The organism is Providencia sp. R33, assembly GCF_019343475.1.
Lineage (GTDB): Bacteria > Pseudomonadota > Gammaproteobacteria > Enterobacterales > Enterobacteriaceae > Providencia.
The window spans coordinates 4,720,722-4,741,471 of the sequence record NZ_CP072453.1; the positions used below are offsets into that span (position 1 = coordinate 4,720,722).

The 20,750-nt window shown below is 37.7% G+C and carries 15 protein-coding genes, 1 tRNA gene and 5 pseudogenes; 6 read left to right on the forward strand and 15 right to left on the reverse strand.

Translation table 11 applies throughout. From position 1 onward, the window contains the following. Positions 1–62: 62 nt before the first annotated feature. A pseudogene (locus tag J6836_RS21860) lies at positions 63–611 on the forward strand (IS481 family transposase); the annotation flags it as partial. Between the two features lie 1,013 nt (positions 612–1,624). Here the strand turns inward: J6836_RS21860 and lysC are convergent. Further along, on the reverse strand, positions 1,625–1,858 hold the full coding sequence (gene lysC / locus J6836_RS23385; protein ID WP_442959482.1) for an Rz1-like lysis system protein LysC: 234 nt from the start codon (positions 1,856–1,858) through the stop codon (positions 1,625–1,627). Then, positions 1,776–2,102, reverse strand: a complete 327-nt coding sequence (locus J6836_RS21865; RefSeq protein ID WP_219245894.1) for a hypothetical protein — start codon at positions 2,100–2,102, stop codon at positions 1,776–1,778. The genes lysC and J6836_RS21865 overlap by 83 nt, the downstream gene beginning before the upstream one ends. 830 nt (positions 2,103–2,932) lie before the next feature. Between J6836_RS21865 and J6836_RS21870 the strand changes: the two genes are divergently transcribed. After that, complete coding sequence (locus J6836_RS21870; protein ID WP_137019010.1) at positions 2,933–3,259, forward strand: hypothetical protein; 327 nt, start codon at positions 2,933–2,935, stop codon at positions 3,257–3,259. Between the two features lie 728 nt (positions 3,260–3,987). Here the strand turns inward: J6836_RS21870 and J6836_RS21875 are convergent. The 8 genes and pseudogenes from J6836_RS21875 to J6836_RS21910 all read right to left on the reverse strand — a co-directional run. Next, on the reverse strand, positions 3,988–4,572 hold the full coding sequence (locus J6836_RS21875; protein ID WP_219245895.1) for an antirestriction protein ArdA: 585 nt from the start codon (positions 4,570–4,572) through the stop codon (positions 3,988–3,990). Between the two features lie 478 nt (positions 4,573–5,050). Further along, a pseudogene (locus J6836_RS21880) lies at positions 5,051–5,233 on the reverse strand (tyrosine-type recombinase/integrase); the annotation flags it as partial. Continuing rightward, positions 5,233–5,691, reverse strand: a pseudogene (locus tag J6836_RS21885) (helix-turn-helix domain-containing protein); the annotation flags it as partial. The pseudogenes J6836_RS21880 and J6836_RS21885, both read right to left, overlap by 1 nt. A 328-nt stretch (positions 5,692–6,019) precedes the next feature. Further along, entirely contained in the window at positions 6,020–6,544 is a 525-nt protein-coding gene (locus J6836_RS21890; RefSeq protein WP_255586287.1) for a metallophosphoesterase, read from the reverse strand. A 93-nt stretch (positions 6,545–6,637) separates the two neighbouring features. Beyond that, complete coding sequence (locus J6836_RS21895) at positions 6,638–7,999, reverse strand: MFS transporter (protein ID WP_219245897.1); 1,362 nt, start codon at positions 7,997–7,999, stop codon at positions 6,638–6,640. Positions 8,000–8,293: 294 nt separating this feature from the next. Further along, positions 8,294–9,103 (reverse strand): inositol monophosphatase family protein, encoded by an 810-nt coding sequence (locus J6836_RS21900; RefSeq protein WP_219245898.1) that lies wholly within the window; start codon positions 9,101–9,103, stop codon positions 8,294–8,296. A gap of 123 nt (positions 9,104–9,226) precedes the next feature. After that, positions 9,227–10,225, reverse strand: coding sequence for a LacI family DNA-binding transcriptional regulator (locus tag J6836_RS21905; protein ID WP_219245899.1), 999 nt, complete (start codon positions 10,223–10,225; stop codon positions 9,227–9,229). 305 nt (positions 10,226–10,530) lie between these two features. Further along, positions 10,531–10,822: pseudogene (locus J6836_RS21910) on the reverse strand (IS1 family transposase); the annotation flags it as partial. A 68-nt stretch (positions 10,823–10,890) separates the two neighbouring features. On the opposite strand from J6836_RS21910, the pseudogene J6836_RS21915 reads away from it, so the two are divergent. From J6836_RS21915 to J6836_RS21930, 4 genes and pseudogenes are all read left to right on the forward strand, one after another. Then, positions 10,891–11,999: pseudogene (locus J6836_RS21915) on the forward strand (IS3 family transposase). A gap of 67 nt (positions 12,000–12,066) precedes the next feature. Continuing rightward, positions 12,067–13,056: an ImmA/IrrE family metallo-endopeptidase gene (locus tag J6836_RS21920; protein WP_255586288.1), complete on the forward strand. Its 990-nt coding sequence runs from the start codon at positions 12,067–12,069 to the stop codon at positions 13,054–13,056. A gap of 1,116 nt (positions 13,057–14,172) precedes the next feature. Continuing rightward, a protein-coding gene (locus J6836_RS21925; RefSeq protein ID WP_255586289.1) for an IS3 family transposase occupies positions 14,173–15,530 on the forward strand; the annotation gives its coding sequence in 2 pieces (ribosomal slippage) (positions 14,173–14,635 and positions 14,635–15,530; 1,359 coding nt in all). Between the two features lie 712 nt (positions 15,531–16,242). Continuing rightward, positions 16,243–16,587, forward strand: a complete 345-nt coding sequence (locus J6836_RS21930; RefSeq protein WP_219245900.1) for an SDR family NAD(P)-dependent oxidoreductase — start codon at positions 16,243–16,245, stop codon at positions 16,585–16,587. 207 nt (positions 16,588–16,794) lie between these two features. Here the strand turns inward: J6836_RS21930 and J6836_RS21935 are convergent, their stop codons facing one another. From J6836_RS21935 to J6836_RS21955, 5 genes are all read right to left on the reverse strand, one after another. Further along, a complete protein-coding gene (locus J6836_RS21935) occupies positions 16,795–17,379 on the reverse strand; it encodes an antirestriction protein ArdA (RefSeq protein ID WP_219245901.1) in 585 nt (194 codons plus the stop codon). Positions 17,380–17,721: 342 nt separating this feature from the next. Beyond that, the gene (locus J6836_RS21940) at positions 17,722–18,918 is read right to left on the reverse strand and encodes a tyrosine-type recombinase/integrase (protein ID WP_219245902.1); all 1,197 of its coding nucleotides are present in this window, start codon (positions 18,916–18,918) and stop codon (positions 17,722–17,724) included. 177 nt (positions 18,919–19,095) lie between these two features. Beyond that, positions 19,096–19,171, reverse strand: a tRNA-Phe gene (locus J6836_RS21945). 176 nt (positions 19,172–19,347) lie between these two features. Further along, a complete protein-coding gene (gene mltC / locus J6836_RS21950; RefSeq protein WP_219245903.1) occupies positions 19,348–20,421 on the reverse strand; it encodes a membrane-bound lytic murein transglycosylase MltC in 1,074 nt (357 codons plus the stop codon). Between the two features lie 54 nt (positions 20,422–20,475). Beyond that, positions 20,476–20,745 carry an oxidative damage protection protein gene (locus J6836_RS21955; RefSeq protein ID WP_219245904.1) on the reverse strand — a complete coding sequence of 90 codons (270 nt, stop codon included), beginning with the start codon at positions 20,743–20,745 and terminating at the stop codon, positions 20,476–20,478. Between the last annotated feature and the right edge of the window lie 5 nt (positions 20,746–20,750).

A 20,750-nucleotide genomic window follows, 5' to 3' on the forward strand; every position in this document is an offset into this window, starting at 1 on the left:
AAAGATAGGTCTAAGCCTATCGCTTAATTAAAAAGTGTCCGTTTTAAAAGGGGGCTATTACAGGATTAATCAACAATAAACCCTGCCCTGAAAATCCAACCAGAAGAGTTGCAAAACACATTGAAGAGCTAGTTATTTATCTGCGTACGACTTACCATTTTGGTCCCCAACGTATCGCTTGGTATCTTCTACGGTTTCATAATATCAAAATATCACGTTCTGGCTGCTACTATGTCTTGCTAAGAAACAAATTAAACCAGCTTCCCCAAAATCAGTGAAGTCGCTCTAAACCACTATTTAAACGTTATCAGAAATAAGTGTGAGGGCACGATGTTCAGGTTGGTGTGAAGTTCCTATTTTTTAATACGCCTGATGGACAACGAATTAAATGTTTTCAATATACGGCGATTGATGATGCGACACGGATAAGAGCACTTAAAATTTATGAAAGGCACAATCAGGCTAATGCCATTGATTTTATTAATTATGTTGTAAATAAATTTCCCTTTAGAATCAAAGCGATTAGAACGGATAATAGGCACGAATTCCAATCGAAATTTAATTGGCATATTCATGATTTAGGGATGGAGCATGTTTATATCAAGCCAGCTCCCTGAGTTGATTTGTTCTGATGTAAATTCAATTTTAGTCATCAATAAATACTCCGATTTGGATTAAGTAATAAGTAGTGATAATATCTTGCCGCTAGTTAAGGATGACTGGTCCTACAACAATAATGATAAAGATACATTTCCATTAGATATGCCCTTCTATAGAGGGGCTTTTTTTATGTCATTTGATAATCACCAATATAATTGCGCATTTGAAATAACCTGCTAGGCTTTACGTTGATATTCATCGTAAAGCAACACTTTAGCCTATCTCTGTGTAGGCTTTTTTTATTTGCATACGCATTTTTCAATATTCTTTTCCGTATTTCGTAACAATTTATACCTAGATTATTTAACCTATATTGGTACCATGCGCACACCCATTTGACATTTGGGTATTCATAAACAAAAAATTGGTTCTATTAATCGAATATTCAGCCCCGCGCCAACGAGGGGCTTTTTTTTATTCTTTTGGGATACTTTATCCAACCCTTAACGGAATTAAACTGGTTTATCGAAACCTTGTGTTGCCATATTATTTATCCTGTATATATGAAAAAGCCTCATAATTTCGAGATTGTCATATCTCGTTAATATTTATTACACTTATTTATCTGTTAACATACTATTCTTAAAAACACATAATAATAAATATAGATGTGCATATAGTTAGCCCATATTCCACTAGGCGATGGTATGGGCCATTTTTTTTGCCCTTTCCCGTCAATTTTCCGTATTGCTTTCTTGTCAAGATTGTCTTTAACTAGTTGAAAAATTTTCTACAGCCCAAGATTGAGAACCCATGCACATGCATAATCAACCAATTAAAGTCTTACTCATAACCATCCCTATCCTTGTATACATCCTACTTGCTGTTTTTAAAGACAAAAGAGAGCCAAATACAATGACAATTTTTGTAAAATTCTCTATCTACTTATTAAGCGTTCTTGTCTTAATCAATTTAGTTTTTTTTGCAAGAGCACATACGGGTTGGTATTAACAAGCCATTCACCTCAATGTAATTTTAAATTATTTCTAACCGCTTCAATCTCTCGAATGGCCTTTTTGTCTAAATTACATTGCTCGATAACTGTTAGTAGTGACTCATTTATCAATAGAGAGTCACCCCAAGGAAATGTCTCAGGAATGTACTCAGGCAGGCAATCATTGAGTAGATGAGCTGGAATGGGTACTGATGGCGTTTGAACGTATTCTATTCGCGTGGTTGTGCAGCTCGACAGTAGCATCACTAGGAGTATCAATAGCAGCACACTTATCACCCACAATAACAGTTTTGATAATAGTTTTAACCGCTTCAGAAGCCACTGCTGCCGCGTCGCGTTCTCTAAAGTTATTTCGTGAGAATTCATTGAATGTTACCGATAGTTCTAAAACCGTGGACAATATGAATTGACTTGTAGCCGCTTCATTTTCTAATCGCTCAATATCTTTTTTTACTAAAACATTGTTGTCATAAAGCGTTACAGCCACTAGAGTATTTTTCGTGCATATCAATATCCCCCCTGCGGAGTGTTCCGATATTTAGTTAATAGAAAACCGCCAGTAAATTACTTGCCGTAATTAAATACGTTGGATTTTATTTGCTAGGTCTATATACGAAAAAGGCGCACGCAATGCGCAGCCCTTGGAATACCTTTTGGAGTATTTTGTTGTTGTAATAGTATTGGCAGGTTTAGTTCAGTTAGGCATGTTCCATGCTACCGGAACTTTATAGTAAGGTATTTGGTTGTTCGGGATGAGCTAACCTGTCAGCAAGAGGGCAGCAATAACCACACGACATCGCTTTTGGGAAAAAGTACGTTCTAGCAAAATCAATAACAGAAGATATATTCTCAAAATTCCCCAAAAATAGCCTACTCACACCCTTGGGTAAGTGTTTACAACCATCAGCGTGTATTCGATTAAAGCCAAACTTATCAATCAATGTATCAACATAATAGTCCATATTCTCCCTCTTTTTGCTCCATGAAATCAGGATATCATATAGAACACAGTGGACAATTACTTATTCTGATCTCACATTATAAGTAAAACTGTTAACACTAAGCTTTATCGCTCCCCACAATGAAAAGGTAACTCCCAGCTTTACGAGGGGATTTCAAGAGCGGCAGGCCTACCACTTGAAGTTAGCTTTTCATTATGAGAAACACACTAAAGCAATACTAAGCAACCCATAGATAAACTATCATCATAAAATCTTCAAATATATCTCATGATATCTCCATTTTTTCCTAGTGGTTATTTAGTAATCTAATAAGGCAAGCTAGCATTTATTTATTAGAAATATAAGGAGTCAGATTATGAAAGTGTTATTCCCTCTACTTCTATTAGTTCCTATCATTGCGATTGCACAACCAGGACCATGGAAAAACTCAAATAATCCTCGCTGGCAAGATACGGCTAGTGAACGCCCATTTAATCAAAACAGAGCTAATATGCAAAACATCAATCAAGGATCAGCAGCAAGAGGACCTAGATTATTAGACTGCTCTAATACTACTAATGTAGCTTTGTGTGAGAAACACAATGAAGCACTAAAAGTATGCGGCACAGAGAGAGGGCCAGTTCACGCAAAATGCATGCAAGATGAAATGTACGGCCAGGTAAATCAACAAACAACCAATTAATTATCTGATAGATAATTATATTTAGTACATTACAGCTGTTATATGAATTGAATATTTTCCACCTATTTATCTTAAGTTAAATTAGTGATATAACAACTAACGTTGTAACAATGTTTCCAGCATTGCCAACCCAATAATTGGTTAACTTTTTCAGTTCATTTGTGCCACTTCGTGCTGGGGTGGCTTTTTTTTACTTACTGAGCGTAGGAGATGCACAGTAATTATTCCACAACTTGTCAATTTGCGATCTATCAAAAAACTCCCCAACACCATCTATCGTTGGTATTGATATATTAATTACCCCATCAAGCTTTATATATACTTTGACCACAAAACGCTTGGTAATTATACCGTCAGTTTCCCTTGGTAATCACACAAATACACTTTACCTTTCGATGTGACTCGAGATTGTTTTTTGCACAACCACTAACCCTAACTGCTTTATTAATTTTCGAGTTCGGTAATCACTGATGGCATAGCCATGAATAAGCGCTTAAGTTCATCTTGGTTTGCGCTTGTCACCATAAGAAGATAAGTATTCATTTAATAGTTTGAATTAAATAAAAAAAGAATACCATAATAGCCATCTCTACGCATATCCGTAAAGATGGCTTAAAGTTTAGTTTGATTTGACGTTCTAGCTTATGGATGTCATTGGGATACCACGGCATTCTTTATTTCCCGCCTTAAGGGACGAAAGCGGATTGACGCTCATTTTATTGTCCTATCTACCCACTCGTATGATAAACATATCCTCCACTGTGAAAAATTCCTCCTTGTTCAAGGCAAACATCACGTCCATAGCGTTCATAGTCAAAGTAATGGGATAAATGCCCAAGTTGTGCTAAATCATAACAACCACTTTCTTCTATCCAGTAAAAACCTAAATCATATTCATTATAGACCCCCGCTAATTGCTGGAAAGAATCTAAATTATCCGCTAAATAAATTAAATCATGGATTGAACTCGCTAAAGAACCGATTTCAATAGCCGCCTGATAAAGGTCAATTTCATCAGGCGATAACATGGTTAATTGAGTCGCTAACGCATTCAGCTCTTCTAAAAGGCTGTATTCTGAAATTGAGGAAGAAAGACCATCAATTGAGGACTCATAGTCCGTCAAGAAATACTCTTCATAGTGAATGCCATCAATACCAATACGGGCTAAACAGTATTCGATCTCTTTTGAGGTTGCCGGAAGTTCAAGCCACTCACCTACCAGTTCGCCTTCATTATATTTTCCTAAATTCGTGATAAAAACAGAAATTACTCCCGATTTTAGGCATGGGGAAGCCGTCGCAGTTATGTGCATATTCATGTCCTATTATTGATGTATTGTGTTTTAATGAATGGAGATATTTTGAGGAAGGGAGCTGTTTCCCTTTAGAAGAGGATGTTGATATAAAATCCCTATCAGCTGAAAACAGACAATCTGCTTTAAAACGTGATTAATGACGTTTTAGATAAAGATGATGAGCAGACTCACATATCCGATAATGCGTTATGTTTTCTACCATGATTTATTTTTGCGTGGGTTAAAACGAAAAAAGCCCCTGTCCAATAAACTGGGGTCAGCTCATGATGGACAGAGGCTCTTGCTTTTGGTGGGGTATGGGCTACAAACTAAAAGGCATTACAATAAAATTGTAATTATGATTACGTTTTTAGGCATAAGCTATTCCGAAATCACTTTATTTTGACTTTCCAAAGAATCGATGTAGTCGGCATACTACCGTATTATTCGACTCCTCATATTGCAAACGGATCTCCTATATGACATGGTTAAAGTCTTAGTGATTCATTGGATTATTAAACTTGGCAAAATCGAATGGCGAAATAGTTTGTTCCCGATTAGCATCCAAATAATCAGCCCACCATTGCACCATTAATCGGCGTTGATCAATATGTTCTGCCTTATGAATATAAGCAGCCCTCACTGAGTTACGTTCTTGGTGGCTCATTTGCTTTTCTACTCATAGGCTGCAATGAACGCCTGCTGAGCCTCTGCATTGAACTTATTAGGCTCTCCTGCATGTTTTCGGTAGCTGAAGCCGTGCTTATGCAGCCACTTATTCAAGCCTGGAACGGTATAACGGATATCCCACCATTCTTTGATAACATTGATGATGGCAGCTGTTGTGGGGAGAAGGTTACCCGTTAAATACGCGATAAGCTCTGCCGTCTGTGTTTCACTTAGATAGCTTTGAGAGCCCCCATTTTCGGGTTTCAACTTTTCTTCGTTAAGCCAGTCGTTGAGGTGACGGTGAACAGTGGTTTCGTGAATAAGTTGGGAACTGGCGATCATGTCAGATGACCAACCATCAGCAGAGAGCAGAACATAGCGGATACGATCGCAAATATGGCGATCTTTGCAAGTTTGGTGCAGGTCGGTTAAAGCTTGTCGTTCATTTTTACTGAGTGAAATATTCATGCTAACAGCATGATCCTCATACGCCAAAAAATTAAGCATCTTCAATGATCACGGGTATATAAGAGGATAATAATATGTGCATAAGCTTATCAATAACAGATAACCACAATAATTTTTACCAAGGGCGAACATTAGAATTAACGAAAGCCCTGCCCTCTTGGATAACATATTATCCTGCAAATATTTTTTTAGAAAAAAGCCCTTAACGGGGAAAATTGTATTCATTACACATCTAAATTCGACATTCTTGCGATAACGACCCCATTTCTTCAGTACAAATAGTGGGTAACTCCGCCCCAGTTTCTATAATAGCCGTTTTTCCTTGATATCAGGTACACTCACTCGCGCCTAAACTAAAAATACGCTGCGTTTTGCCATCCACCCCAAGGAAATTTGCTTTGCCTGCTGGCATATCAAATGGGCGATTTGGGTCATGATTACCCGGCGTAGCAAAAAAACGCATACCGTATTTTTGCTCATACTCTTGCAAAATTTTCACTAATCCACGTAAGTGGAGTGGTTGCCCATCATCGGTAAAATCACCTGGTAATGCAATGAGTTTGATCCCTTTTTTACCTGCACCATCAAGTGCTGTGCGTAGCGCAAAGTAGTTTTCATTAAACAAACGCGTAGAGGCTAATTGTGCATACATAGAACGGATAACCGCATTTTGGCCAATTTTGCTGTTTTTTAACCCAGAAAAAGAATTATCTGCAAACTGACCGTATACATCGTGAAAATGAATGTCAGGCATAAACGCAACACGATAACTATATTCATGATTATTTGCCTTTGCGATATTCCCAAAAATTCCCAGCGCCAATATAAGGGAATATTTAATGTTTTTATACATAGCGGTCTCCTATTAATAGGAGGCAATAACTAATTAATCTATTTTTATTTCAATGGCTATTGCTTCCTTAATTCATATAAATAAAATATATAATTAAATTTTATTTTTTATATTTCTGCGCGAAACAATGCTCGCTGTGATAAAACTGAGTAGAGAAGAAATAATCCCTGCACTTATCCAAAAAGTAGAGAGTGAATCAAAATCATAAATTGTTTCGCCATTCACAATACTTGATGTTTTTTCAATAATAACGCCCGTAATAAATTCCCCTAAACCTGCTCCTGCATAGCTCATAACGCCAATAGTTCCAAGTACAGCTCCAGCTGCTTTTTTCGATGAAATATCAACCGCAATTAAACCGCCAAGAAAACATGTCAAAGCACCAATAGTTGCGCCAAAAATAATCATTGCGGTGATGTCAGTGTAATAGTTGCGCGGAAAATAGATCATCATGGCAAAACCGAGTGTGTTAAGTAAGCCTATAATACCTGCCATAACACTGCGATTTTTGGAGAAAAAACGATCAGATAACACACCCGCAATAATCGTACCGACTATCCCCGCTATTGCGTTAACGCCAACAATGCCTGAAGCTTGAATAGTGGTGTAGCTTTTAGCGTGTTCTAAATAGAAGATCCCCCATGAGTTAACCGCATAACGGTCGATATACATAAAAGCGGATGCTAGCCCTAACGTCCATAAAGCGGGATTACGCAATGACCATAGTTGGTTTTTCAAGACGGATTGTTTTGATTTTTCATTGGACTTTTCTATATCTGCATCTGAGTTAGTTCCAATCGTTGTTATTGCTGGGTATCCAATGCTCTGAGGCGAATCACGCATAAATAGTAAAATCATTACAATACCAAATACCCCAAGAGTACCGCTGGTAAAATAACCAAATTGCCATCCATAAGTCGCTATAACAGCAGCAATAACAAGGTAAGTAATAGCTTCACCAATATTATGAGCAGTGGACCATATAGAATAAAAGGTTCCTCTCTCTTTATCACTGTACCAACGTGCTAGCGATACAACACTTGGACCGACTCCCATTGATTGGGCCCAACCATTGATGCCCCAAAATAATGCAAGTAATAAAGCATTCGTTGTGCTTCCCATTAAATAATTCATTCCAGCACTTAATAGTAAGCCTAAACTCATAAATTTTACGACGTTAGAGTGGTCAGCTAGAAAGCCGTTAACCAACTTACCAATGGCATAACAGAAGAATAACGATGAACCAATTAAACCCAGTTCTGTCGGGGTAATCCCTGCTTCAACAAGTGCACTTTTTGCTACAGTAAACGACAGTCGGCAAACATAGAACATAACATAACATATTGTCATCGCTAAAAATGTTTGCCAGCGTAAAAATTTAAAACGCTTATCGTAAAGTTGCCCCTGAATAGGAGCCGCTTGTGCTGCTTTAAAAAACTGAAATAGATTAGACATTATTTAACTCCACATGATGGATGAATAAATAGATGTCGATTAAGCACTAGTTTTATTTTCCATTAATATATTTCATTTCCATAATGTTCAGTTTTGTAGAGTACGTAATCGACTGGTTTTTTATATTAATTAATATTTCTATAATACTTTTTATTTAAAACTTTATTATTGTGTCACGTATTTAATATGTATTTTTCGATGTAGACTGATTTTAGATAAAATCATGCTATAACCAGTTATAGCGTTCGAATATAACTGGTCAACCTATTGGATAGGTGGTTGATTATTGAATGGTTAATAAATTTTTTGAGTAACCATTTTAACTAATTGAGGATACACTTCGGGATTTGACATCAAAACTACATTTCCTTTGTGTAATCCATCATGGATTAAAAAATTATTTGTTAATCCCCCCGCCTCATTGACTAATGCAATACCAGGAATACTGTCCCATGCATTCATGTGTGGTTCGTAATAGGCGATTAAGCGTCCAGCGGCCACTTGTGCAGTCATCAATGCTCCAGATCCACTACGGATGAACATACCACCAGCATGCAAAAGTTGACTGATAAAAGGAACAAACTCCTCAGGAGTAACGCGATGAGAGGTTCCCACCCCCATAACGCCATCTTTTAATGTTTTTCCTGAGTGGACTTTAATTGATTGCTGATTAAGAAAAGCACCAAATCCTTTACAAGAATGAAATAGCTCTTTATGGTTTGGATCATAAATGGCACCAATAACGGGTTCACCATGAATAATAACCCCTATAGATACGCACCAGGTGTGTAATCCATTTAAAAAACATGATGTACCATCAATAGGGTCTACAACCCAAACACAATCAGCAGAAGTAGTCGTTGCTCCACTTTCTTCTCCAAAGAAACCATCTTGAGGAAAACGATCATTGATAAGTTTACGGATAACTTCTTCGACAGCTCTATCAGCAATACTGACAACGTCTTGTAAATCATTGCCTTTATGTTCTATAAACAAATTATCTCGTCGCTGATAGTAATCAAATGCGATTTCGGCACCTTGTTTAGCAATTTCACAAGCAAGCTGGTAACGTGCTAACATTTCATTTTCTGATATAGAATTCATTTCGCCCTCATTGCACACGTGTGCATTTAATTTTAAAATAGTTCAGTACTTGATTTATAGGAACAGTATAATATTAATATTACGAATTCTGTGATCAATACCAAATAAAACAAAAATTTCAAATTATGCAGATTTTCGAACGATAAGTTCAACTGGTACACGGGTTCGTATAGAAGGTAGTTGAAAATTCCTGATCCTATTCATTAATAATTTAACGGTGTTTTCAGCTAGTATTTCAGTGTCTTGCCGCACTGTCGTTAATTGATAAGGAAATGTTGATGCTTGAGGAATATCATCAAAACCAATTATTGGGAGCATTCTGTCTGGCATTATATGACGTAAATAATCCATAGCTCCAATAGCTAAAATATCTGTTGCGCAAAATAAACTATCAATATTTGGTTTTTTCTTTAAAAGGTTAGATGCTGCTTGCCATCCTGCTTGGTAGCCTTCACTCGATGTAAAAACCGATGATACTTCTAAATTAACGTTCTTTAGCTGTGTTTGTAAAAATTGATAACGTTGTTGTGCGCTGAACGAAACACAATCACCAATAAAACCAATGTGACTAACATTATGTTTTAGTAATTGGTCTGTGACTAATTGCATTCCCGCTTGGTTATCACTAAATATTTGGTCTGTTCCAGCTAAATTAACCTGTTTATTAATTAGGGCAACGGGTATTTTTCGTTCAACATATTCTTCTACTAGGGAGATCGGTGGCGCACCTGAAGTTAAAATCACGCCTGCAACATGATAACTGAAAAGCTCACGTAGTTTAGGTTCCAGTTGTTTGGGTTCACCTGCGTTTATAAGTAATGGTATGTAGCCTTTAAGTGCTATTCTTTTTACGATAGGCGATAATAATTTATTACGAAAAGGATTATCAAACCCTGAAGTAACTAAACCAATAAAGTTACTACTTCCCGTATTCATACTCCGAGCAATAATATTGACCTGATAACCTAATTCTTTTGCGGCAGCTTCAACTGCTTTACGTGTTTTATCGGAAACCGAAGCGCCAGGTGTAAAAGTCCGAGAAACTGCAGAGCGAGAAACTTTTGCTAACAATGCGACATCATTTGCTGTAACCCAATTTTTTTTTGCTTTTAATTCTGACATTAATTTATACCTAAGCTATAATTTTTGACGTTTACATGTAATGATCGGTGTCCAATATGTTGATCTATATTTTTCTAAATAAGTTTATACAGTCTACAAAATTGACTAATTCCACGTATTAAAGAAAAGATTCTCAGAATATATTTTGTAGGTGAACTTGATGACCTATACGTAAACACATTATCCATGTAATTATATAGTTATTAACAGGCTACACTATATGAAGGTTATATTCAAAAAATAATTTTAACTATTATATACGTGATGAGGAGGTTCAAATTGTTTGGAATTACTCAGTAATAACCCTACCCGCTCTGCCAATCGACCTGTATGATACTACGGTTAAGTCGCTTCAAGCGGTTTCTCAGGTTCAAATTCTCTCTTTCTATTCGTTGAGTATAAAACTTATTTGCCACATGTTTTTGCTTAGGCAATATCTCATAAGCATTGAACTTATCCGTGAACCAAAAACCTAGCCAGTAACTGGTGAAGCGTTTTCTTGTTTCGACGACCAAACGTATGAGCAATAATCCGTTTTAGTCGAGGTTCCCAAGCATACCAGAGCCAGCGTTGTTGTTTCTTGTTAGCGACAAAAGACTGTCCACTCCCCCTAAAATGAGACAGCTATAGTTAGATTTTCTGCCCTAACCATTGCAGAGGTCATGATGAAAAAAGCCCGTTTTACTGAAACTCAAATCGTTAATATCTTAAAACTCGCTGATTCTGGTATGAAAGTGGAAGATATATGCCGCCAAAATGGAATTAGCAATGCCACCTATTACAATTGGAAATCAAAGTACGGTGGTATGGAAGCTAATGATGTTAAACGATTAAAAGAACTAGAAGACGAAAATACTAAGCTCAAAAAAATGTTTGCAGAAGTTAGCCTTGAAAATCATGCGATGAAGGAACTTTTTGCAAAAAAGGGTTGGTAGTGGCTGAGAAGAAGTCCTGCGCTCAATCGTTAAAACAGGCAGGTTTATCAGTCATTAAGGCTTGTCAGTTAACGTCGTTATCCCGAACAACGTTTTACCGTCAACCCGTTGATTGGCGTAAAAAAGACGGTGTGGTGATTGATGCCATACAAACTGTTTTAGCAAAATCGCCTCAGTCAGGTTTCTAGAAATGCTATTTCCGGTTAAGATTTCAAGGCTATCCCTTTAATCATAAACGAGTTTATCGTGTTTATTGTCGCTTAGGGCTAAACCTGAGGCGGCGGACTAAAAAAACGCTGCAGAAACGAGAAAAAAGACCATTAGTGATTGAAAAAGTCCCGAATATTCAATGGGCGCTAGATTTTGTACATGACAGTTTATATTGTGGTAAGCGCTTCAGAACATTGAATATTATTGATGAAGGAACACGTGAATGCTTGGCGATTGAAGTAGATACATCGTTGCCAGCTGAACGGGTTATTAGAGTGCTTGAACGTTTAAAAGTTGACAGAGGACTGCCGAAACAAATACGCGTGGATAATGGATCTGAGCTTATTTCAACCAACCTATTGAATTATTGTACAAATAATCGAGTCGAGCTATGTCATATTCAACCCGGTAAGCCACAACAAAATGGTTTTATCGAACGTTTTAATGGCTCATTCCGTCGTGAATTTTTAAATGCGTATTTATTTGAGTCATTAAGCCAAGTACGTGAAATGGTGTGGTTTTGGCAACAAGATTATAACCAAAACCGAACACACGAAAGCTTAAATCACCTCCCACCAGATGCATATCGTAAACAGTTAGAAAACTCTAAGTTGGCGTGTCTCAATTAATGGGGAGTGGACAGCAGGGTTAACTAGTAAAACGATATCTAATTATGAAAAAGCAGGTATCTTTGATGTGATCGCCAGCGACAGTATGGAAAGAATCTCTGCTGTTTTGGGATACCCTATTGATTTTTTCCTTGATCGGGATGTTCCTTCTCTGACACCAGAAGCTGTAAGCTTTCGCGCAATGACAAAACTAAGTGCTCAAAAACGCGATTCAGCGCTCAGTGCTGGAAAATTAGCCCAAGAATTATCAGGATGGATTGATGAGCAGTTCAAGTTGCCAAAACCTAATATTCCTGACTGTAGTTTTGATGGATACACAGAACCAGATCGTGCGGCCAGAATGGTTAGGGAAGCATGGGGAATAGGTGAACTATCAATATCAAACTTAATCCATTTGCTTGAGAGTAATGGTGTTAAGGTCTTTTCACTTGCTGAAAACTGTGTTGAAGTCGATGCTTTTTCTTTCTGGATGGATGAAAAACCTTTTGTATTGTTGAATACAATGAAGACTCCAGAACGAAGCCGTTTTGATGCTGCTCATGAACTTGGTCATTTGGTCCTTCATAAACATTCTAGCAACAATGGTCGCTTAGCTGAACAAGATGCAGACCGCTTTGCATCCGCATTCTTAATGCCTGAACGTAGCATATTAGCCTCCATACCAAGAATGCCAAAATTAGATCACCTCATTTTATTGAAGAAAAATTGGAAAGTTTCATTGGCTGCCTTAGTGCGCCGTACCTTTGATGTAGGCTTGTCTACAGAATGGCATTATCGACAACTATCAATAGAACTTAATCGTCGAGGCTATCGTACTGGAGAACCCCAAGGAATGCCTGAGCGTGAAAAATCATTAATCTTGGAAAAAGTTTTTTCAACATTACGTACTCAAGGCATAAAACGAACCGAGATTCTCGAACAATTAAGATTCCCTGCTGATGAAGTAAACGCACTAACATTTAACAATCCTTTCTTTATGGAAGCAATTACTGGTGCTGGGTTCGAATCGGGTATTGAACGTAATAGGCACAAGCCCCAACTACAGCTTGTAAAATAGAGCGAACAGCATCACTTCACTATAAAAAATAGAAATTAGCCATCCTTCGGTAAAGATGGCTAATGATCACTTAAAATTCACACTAACCACATTTCCCAAACTCCCCTCTAACTCATCCGCATACCACTGCATCATTTCCTTACGTCCATTCATATACTGAGCATTGTTATAAGTGCTATGGATTGTCTGCTCGAGAAAGGTCATTTTCCCTATGAAGTGATTAACCAGACAATCGCAAATAGATGGCTCAAATATTGTGACGGGCAGCATTTAATGTATGGTAAAAGTTGGAGCGAAAGAAACAGAATATTATCAGTACCCTGATGAGTAGCTGCCACTGTTTTACAATTTAGGTAATTCTAGTGATACAGGAAATTATGTAACATGTAACTCAACAATTAATCCAACAGGGGGATTGTTGAGTGTAATGATAATTTGAATAGCATTAAATAAAACCATAAGATGCTAATTTCCAAAATCCGGGCTATTTTTGGATGATTATTTTTAATTATTTTTAATTATTTTTAAAATAATTATAGTGTTGTTACTCTAATTATGGGTGTTGTCTTTTTTCGGTTAAATTGGAGTAAATTTAACAATGATGGTATGTTTTTATTTTATTTTTATAACAATTTGACAGTGCTGGTACCGTAAAAGCATTCATATTTGGATGTTTTTACTATGTTTTTTAATAAGTTAGAATGTGAGTAATAAATTTTTTAGGTTTTTTATTCTGTTAAATTATCTTTAGATAGATATATTTCATTAAATATTAAAGATAAATCCAAAAATAAGTGAATAGCAAAAAAAAATAATAAACTCATTAAAATCAATTGGATAATAATATTGTGATTTAAAATTAAATCATAATGCAACATAATAAATCAGACTGTTACCAGCATTAATTTGCTGTTTTTTTTGCTTATTGTGCTAATAATGAAAATAAATGTATCCATTTGTTACAGGATGTATGCTATTACCTACAGGGTCTAACATTACCCTTGACGAGAGAGTTAATCATAAATTTAAGTATTTCTACTTTTTAGTATTAATACCGCCCGTACTTGAAGTGAACCCCGAAAGTTAGACATCTAGCAATAGGGGTTCTACGTTTAAATGAGTGGAAATAAATACTCAACTGAATTCAAACAAAAAGTTGTTCAACACTACCTAGATAGTGATGACGGCTTAAAGAAAACAGCTAAGTTGTTTGGTATTGACCACGGAGCAGTCCGGCGTTGGCTTGAACACTGGAAGGTCAGTGGTGTGAAGGGCTTTACTATTCCGAAGCGATCTTATACAGCGGAATTTAAAGAGTCAGTCCTTCTCTGGATGAAAGAACATAATCAATCATCTCGGAAGGCTGCCGCATATTTTCGCATAGCCGCCGCCTGTACTGTTAGCAAGTGGGAGCGTCTTTATCGTGAAGGTGGTATTATCGCCTTAAGTGATAAACGAAAAGAACGCCAGATGAAGCCAGAAAAGCGTAAAACGTCAAATAAAGAGCCTATCAACCCTCCTCCTGAATTCCAGAGCACTGAAGAAGAGCTTGAATATTTACGGGCAGAAAATGCTTATCTAAAAAAGCTTCAAGCCTTAATCCGGGAAAAACAGAATACAAAGCAAAAATAATTACTGAATTAAGGCAAATCCATAAGTTAAAGATGTTACTTCACATAGCAGGACTCTCTCGGAGTACCTATTACTGGCACACAAAGTCACTCCCTCGGAAAAGCCGCTATGATGATGAGCAGCAAAGAATAACCACGTTGTTCCATGGACATAAAGGACGCTATGGTTACCGACGAATTACTCTGGCGCTACGTAATGAAGGCTATGTTATAAACCATAAAACGGTTAGAAAACTGATGCGAAAAATGGGATTGGTATCGCGTCTAAGAATTAAGAAATATCAGTCATATAAAGGAACTTACGGTAAGGTTGCACCAAATATCTTGGAACGTGATTTTAAGGCTAATGCTCCAAACCAGAAATGGGTCACCGATGTTACCGAGTTCAAGATTAAAGGGGATAAACTCTATTTATCACCAGTGTTAGATCTGTATAACAGTGAAATAATCGCCTGGAATATGACAGCAGACCCAGGAGTAAGCTTAGTCGAAAATATGCTTGATAAAGCATTAAAAACTCTGGCTCCGAGTGATAAGCCAATATTGCATTCTGATCAAGGCTGGCAGTACCATATGGGGCGATATCAGGATGCTTTGAAAGTTAAAGGTATAACGCAAAGCATGTCACGCAGAGGGAACTGTCCGGACAATGCAGTGATAGAAAACTTTTTTGGGCTATTAAAAACGGAATGTTGGCACAATGAAGAATATGAAAATATAGAGCAACTTAGAGTAGCGGTGGATGAATATATCCATTACTACAACCATGATAGAATTAAAGTAAAATTAAACGGCCTGAGTCCGGTTCAATATCGAACTCAGGCTATGTCAGCCACCAGTTAAAGAAAAGTGTCCAATATATGGGGTTCACTTCACGAAGGTGGTGGCTATAAAGTGAATCAATAAGATAGATAATAACTAATGCAACGTTAGTCTATTTACTTATACCGCCAATTTAACTTAAGGTGAATTAATAAAAGCGATTGAGTTCACATAATGAAAATTCTATTTGCTAGCTTCTATTTTGCACATAGCAGCATTTAAGGCTAGTCAGATTTTGATATTACTGATGCAGTGAGTGGCTGGCAAAAAAATACCACTTCGCTTGAGAGGAGGTGGTAAATAAGTGTGCTAATTGTTTTATATTCGGTCTGATGAAAATTGAGACAGGAGTGACTATACACTGACTCATTTTAAATTGTAGTTTTTTGATTGGGATATATTTCAGACAAAAAAAAGACCAGCAGCAAGGAGCAAGTGTTGGTCTAAATACTGAAGCAATGTGAGCAATGTCGTTACTGGAATAGTTGATTAAATTACTCAACTAATCAGTTGTTGAAGAACAATCATTCTCATATGCAAGGTCAATAGTTACATGTGGCCGCTTTTGAAATCCACCAGCAACGCTGAGAGTTGCCTTTTCATTGTGGTGAATGCTAAGGTTGATTGGCTAAATTAAAAAAATAACAATTATTTGCTGCAGCACGAATTTGATATGTTAGAACTTATGTAATCTATAAATTATAAGCTGACTTTTTATAATTAGGTGATTGCAATGAGTGATATTCAAAAGCAAGTAGCTTTAGTGACAGGATCATCCAGAGGCATTGGCCGCGCTATTGCCGAAAGATTATCTAAGGATGGCTATACAGTTGTTGTTAATTATTCTGGAGATACTGCCAGTGCTGAAGATGTTGTCAAATCTATAAAAGATAAGGGCGGAAATGCCATTGCAATCCAAGCGAATGTGGCTAATGAAAATGATGTAGCACGTATGTTTAGCGAGGCAAAGCTATTAACAGGAAAAATTGATGTTGTTGTTCATAGCGCAGGTGTGATGCCATTAACTAAAATAATACCTACGGGATTGGCTGATTTTGATAAAGTTATTAACATATAGTGGCCCACTGAATTTGGCCACCTGATCGGACGTGATATTTTCACGTTATCAATGTAACAGGTGATCATATGAGAAAGCATTTCTCAGCAGAATTTAAGCTCGAAGTAGCCAAATTCGTTGTTGACTAGCACTACACTCACAACAAAGTGGCACAAGTTCCTCAAGGCGTAAAACGATTGGGGAAGTTAATAATACGTTTGTGGGTATCTACCCGCCTGTCTGATAAACATATCCACCATTGTGAAAAATCCCCCCTTGCTCAAGGCAAACATTACGTCCATAGCGTTCATAGTCAAAATAATGTGATAAATGACCAAGTTGTGCTAAATCATAACAACCACTTTCTTCTATCCAGTAATAACCTAAATCATATTCATTATTGACCCCCTCTAATTGCTGGAAAGAATCTAAATTATCCGCTAAATGAATTAAATCATGGATTGAACTCGCTGAAGAACTGATTTCAATAGCAGCCTGATAAAGGTCAATTTCATCAGGCGATAACATGGCTAATTGCGTGGCTAACTCGTTCAGCTCCTCTAAAAGGCTGTGTTCTAAAATGTAGGACGAAAGGCCATCAATTGAGGATTCATAGTCGGTCAAGAAATACTCTTCATAGTGAATGCCATCAATACCAATACGGGCTAAACAGTATTCGATCTCTTTTGAGGTTGCCGGAAGTTCAAGCCACTCACCTACCAGTTCGCCTTCATTATATTTTCCTAAATTCGTGATAAAAACAGAAATTACTCCCGATTTTAGGCATGGGGAAGCCGTCGCAGTTATGTGCATATTCATGTCCTATTATTGATGTATTGTGTTTTAATGAATGGAGATATTTTGAGAAAGGGAGCTGTTTCCCTTTAGAAGACGATGTTGATATAAAATCCCCATTAGCTGAAAACAGACAATCTGCTTTAAAACGTGATTAATGACGTTTTAGATCAAGATGATGAGCAGACTCACAGATCCGATAATGCGTTATGTTTTCTACCATGATTTACTTTTACCTTAGTTAAAACGAAAAAGCCGCTGTCCTGATGGACAGCGGCTTTCACTTGAAGAAGGGGAAGTATTAAGAAATAAAATACTTGATAATCAAAACTTACCCATGATGATATTTTTAGCCGTAAGTTATTCAGGGATAGCGTTATGTTGACTTTCCAGAGAATCAATATAATCCGCATACCACTGCATCATTTTACTTCTTCCCTCCAAATATTGCGCATGGTTATAGGTTCCTCGAATAGAGTTTTTATCCTTATGTGCCAGCTGTATTTCAATCCACGCTGAATTAAATCCTTTCTCATGCAGGATTGTACTCATCGTGTGACGAAAGCCATGCCCTGTCGCCTTACCATCATACCCAATTCGCTTTAAGACCATGTTGATACTGGCTTCACTCATAGGCTGATTGATGTTGCATCGCCCCGGAAAAACGAGTTGATATTGGCCCGTGAGAGCATGTAGCTCTTTTAAGATCTCAATCACTTGTTTGGAAAGAGGAACAGAGTGTGGTCGACGCATCTTCATTCTTTCTTCGGGAATTAACCAGAGTGCATTATCAAAATCAAATTCACTCCAGTGAGCAGCCCTAAGTTCAATGGTTCTGACTCCAGTTAGAAGTAATAACTTTGTTGCGAGTCGGGTTATAGGACTACCGGAATACCCAGAAAGCTTCTGTAATAATTCAGGAAGTTCTTGAGCCGTTAGGTGAGGGAAGTGCTGTGTTTTTGGTGCCCTAAGCGTCCCTGTAAGCTCTGCGGCGGGATTTACCGTTGCTCGTCCTGTTGCAATTGCATAACGAAAAATTTGATTACAGAACTGTCTAACCTTACGCATTTTCTCTAAAGCGCCACGCTTTTCAATCATTCGTAAGATCTCCAACATTTCTAAAGGTAGGATCTCAGCAATAGGACGTTTAGCTAAATAAGGAAAGATATCTTTATCTAAAGCATCAATAACACTTTCTGCATAGCTTTCGGACCATTCGGATGATTTATGGGTATGCCATTCAATGGCAATCGCTTTAAACGTATTCTCTACGGTGATCTTCTTCGCGAGCTTTTCTAATTTCTTTTGCTCAGACGGATCGCTACCTTTGGTTAATAGATTTTTGGCTTCATCGCGTTTAACTCGTGCATCAGCAAGAGAAACATCAGGGTATACACCAATCGATAATTTTTTCTCTTTACCTGCGAAGTGATATTTCATTCGCCAGTAACGAGCACCATTCGGTTTAACGAGAAGGTAAAGTCCACGCTCATCAGCGAGCTTATACTCTTTGTCTTTAGGCTTGGCAGCCTGTATCTGCCGGGCGGTGAGTGCCATAATGGGGGCCCCTAAATTACATTGAACACGATGAGCCCCCAAAAAAGCCCCCAACAGACACTTGATTTAGGTTGAGTCGTGTTGAGTTCAGTGGAGCTCGATGAGTGATAATACAAGGTAATTCAATGAATATAAAGGAGTTTACTTGACTTGAGGAGACCACTGTAGAAGTGAAAGTGGTGCCCGGACTCGGAATCGAACCAAGGACACGGGGATTTTCAATCCCCTGCTCTACCGACTGAGCTATCCGGGCAACGGAACGTATTAAACCTGATTACATCAGTTGAGTCAAGGCGCTTTATAAAAACTTTCGACTGTATGCGCTTTTTTTCAACACCTTAGCTACTTTTTAAACGAAAACCCCTAAAAATAATCAGGATAATGAAGCACACCCGACATTTAACGGGTGTTTTCATTTGCACATAAACCCTAGCGCAGATATTTTTTCTGAGCTTTGTTTACTTTGATTAAATAATTGCGTGATTCTGCCGCAGGGTGTTTTGTCGATAAGGTTTCGTACACCTCACCCGGTTCTAAATTGTTAATGTGCTGAGCGGCTTGCTTTTTGTCGCTATGGAACACCCGCAGAACACTGCCTGCACCACCATTGTATGCAGTAATAACAGCATAACGGCGAGAGGTTTGATTACGAATATCGCCTAAATAGCTGTTTTGTAATATAGCTAAATAAGCCGTACCCGTGTCAATGTTCTTTTCTGGGTCAAACAAGTAGCTACGGCTTGGTACGCCTGATTTCCCTTGGGAACGGAAAACGTCCTTACCAGCGGTATTCGGCATGATTTGCATCAGCCCCATCGCATCTGAGCGACTAACTGCATATGGGTTGAAGCTTGATTCAATTTGCATGATCGCTAAAATTAACGATTCATCGACACCGTATTTTGCCGCGGACTTTTTAATAAATGGCAAATACTTATGCGCACGTTTATCTAAGTGGTTAGGCACCAACTGCATCGTGACAGACCAAACGATATTCATGCCAGATTGGCGGCGCTGTATTTTGTTTTCTATCAGATAATCTGCAAACTTTGTTGCTCGCCACTCCCAACGAATCGCTTCCCCTGTGTTATCTAACACCTGACCAAATAAAAATGGCTCTTTACTATAGGGGATATCGTTAATATCAGAATAGAGGTCGATAGAATTGGGGTCATCACCCATTAATAAGGTGGTGACGATGGCTTTTTTGAGGTGTTGCGATGGCTCTACAGCTGAAATGGTTTCAACCGTAATGGTCCCTGCATCGAAATTAATATGACTACGTGTACGATATTCGTCCGTATATTTAACGTAATCTTTCGGTCCTGCAATGAGGACTTCCTTAATCCCCCAAATATTTTCGATATTATGGGCAAATTGCCCCATTAAAATATCAAAGCCATTGGTGTCTTTGACATAATCAGGGTTAAAGTCCGTTTTTTGGTTGCTGGAACACGAAACAATTAGAGGGATCAATAAACTCAGCGCAAATAGTTTTTTCATACGATTCACAGTATTGGTGCAAAAGTCTACCTACAGAGTAGGTAGACAGACAGATTATTTTTCAGGTGTATAGCCGTCAATGTGAATATCATGGCCTTCAAATAGAAAGTTGACCATTTCTTGTTCTAACATTTTACGATCGTCAGGATTCATTGTATTGAGTTTCTTTTCATTAATTAGCATGGTTTGCTTAGTCATCCATTGGCTCCATGCTTCTTTAGATATCTCATTAAAAATACGTTTCCCTAATTCACCTGGGTAAAGTTGAAAATCTTGCCCATCTGCGTCACGTTGTAAGAATGTACAAAAAATCGTTCTACTCATTAAAA

Excerpts from the sequence above, each read along its gene's own strand:
- J6836_RS21935 (WP_219245901.1), bottom strand. The coding sequence starts at position 17,379 with ATGCACATAACTGCGACGGCTTCCCCATGCCTAAAATCGGGAGTAATT.
- J6836_RS21905 (WP_219245899.1), bottom strand. The coding sequence starts at position 10,225 with ATGTCAGAATTAAAAGCAAAAAAAAATTGGGTTACAGCAAATGATGTC.
- J6836_RS21940 (WP_219245902.1), bottom strand. The coding sequence starts at position 18,918 with ATGGCACTCACCGCCCGGCAGATACAGGCTGCCAAGCCTAAAGACAAA.
- mltC (WP_219245903.1), bottom strand. The coding sequence starts at position 20,421 with ATGAAAAAACTATTTGCGCTGAGTTTATTGATCCCTCTAATTGTTTCG.
- J6836_RS21890 (WP_255586287.1), bottom strand. The coding sequence starts at position 6,544 with ATGTATAAAAACATTAAATATTCCCTTATATTGGCGCTGGGAATTTTT.
- J6836_RS21900 (WP_219245898.1), bottom strand. The coding sequence starts at position 9,103 with ATGAATTCTATATCAGAAAATGAAATGTTAGCACGTTACCAGCTTGCT.
- J6836_RS21930 (WP_219245900.1), top strand. The coding sequence starts at position 16,243 with ATGAGTGATATTCAAAAGCAAGTAGCTTTAGTGACAGGATCATCCAGA.
- J6836_RS21875 (WP_219245895.1), bottom strand. The coding sequence starts at position 4,572 with ATGCACATAACTGCGACGGCTTCCCCATGCCTAAAATCGGGAGTAATT.
- J6836_RS21895 (WP_219245897.1), bottom strand. The coding sequence starts at position 7,999 with ATGTCTAATCTATTTCAGTTTTTTAAAGCAGCACAAGCGGCTCCTATT.
- lysC (WP_442959482.1), bottom strand. The coding sequence starts at position 1,858 with ATGCTACTGTCGAGCTGCACAACCACGCGAATAGAATACGTTCAAACG.
- J6836_RS21870 (WP_137019010.1), top strand. The coding sequence starts at position 2,933 with ATGAAAGTGTTATTCCCTCTACTTCTATTAGTTCCTATCATTGCGATT.
- J6836_RS21955 (WP_219245904.1), bottom strand. The coding sequence starts at position 20,745 with ATGAGTAGAACGATTTTTTGTACATTCTTACAACGTGACGCAGATGGG.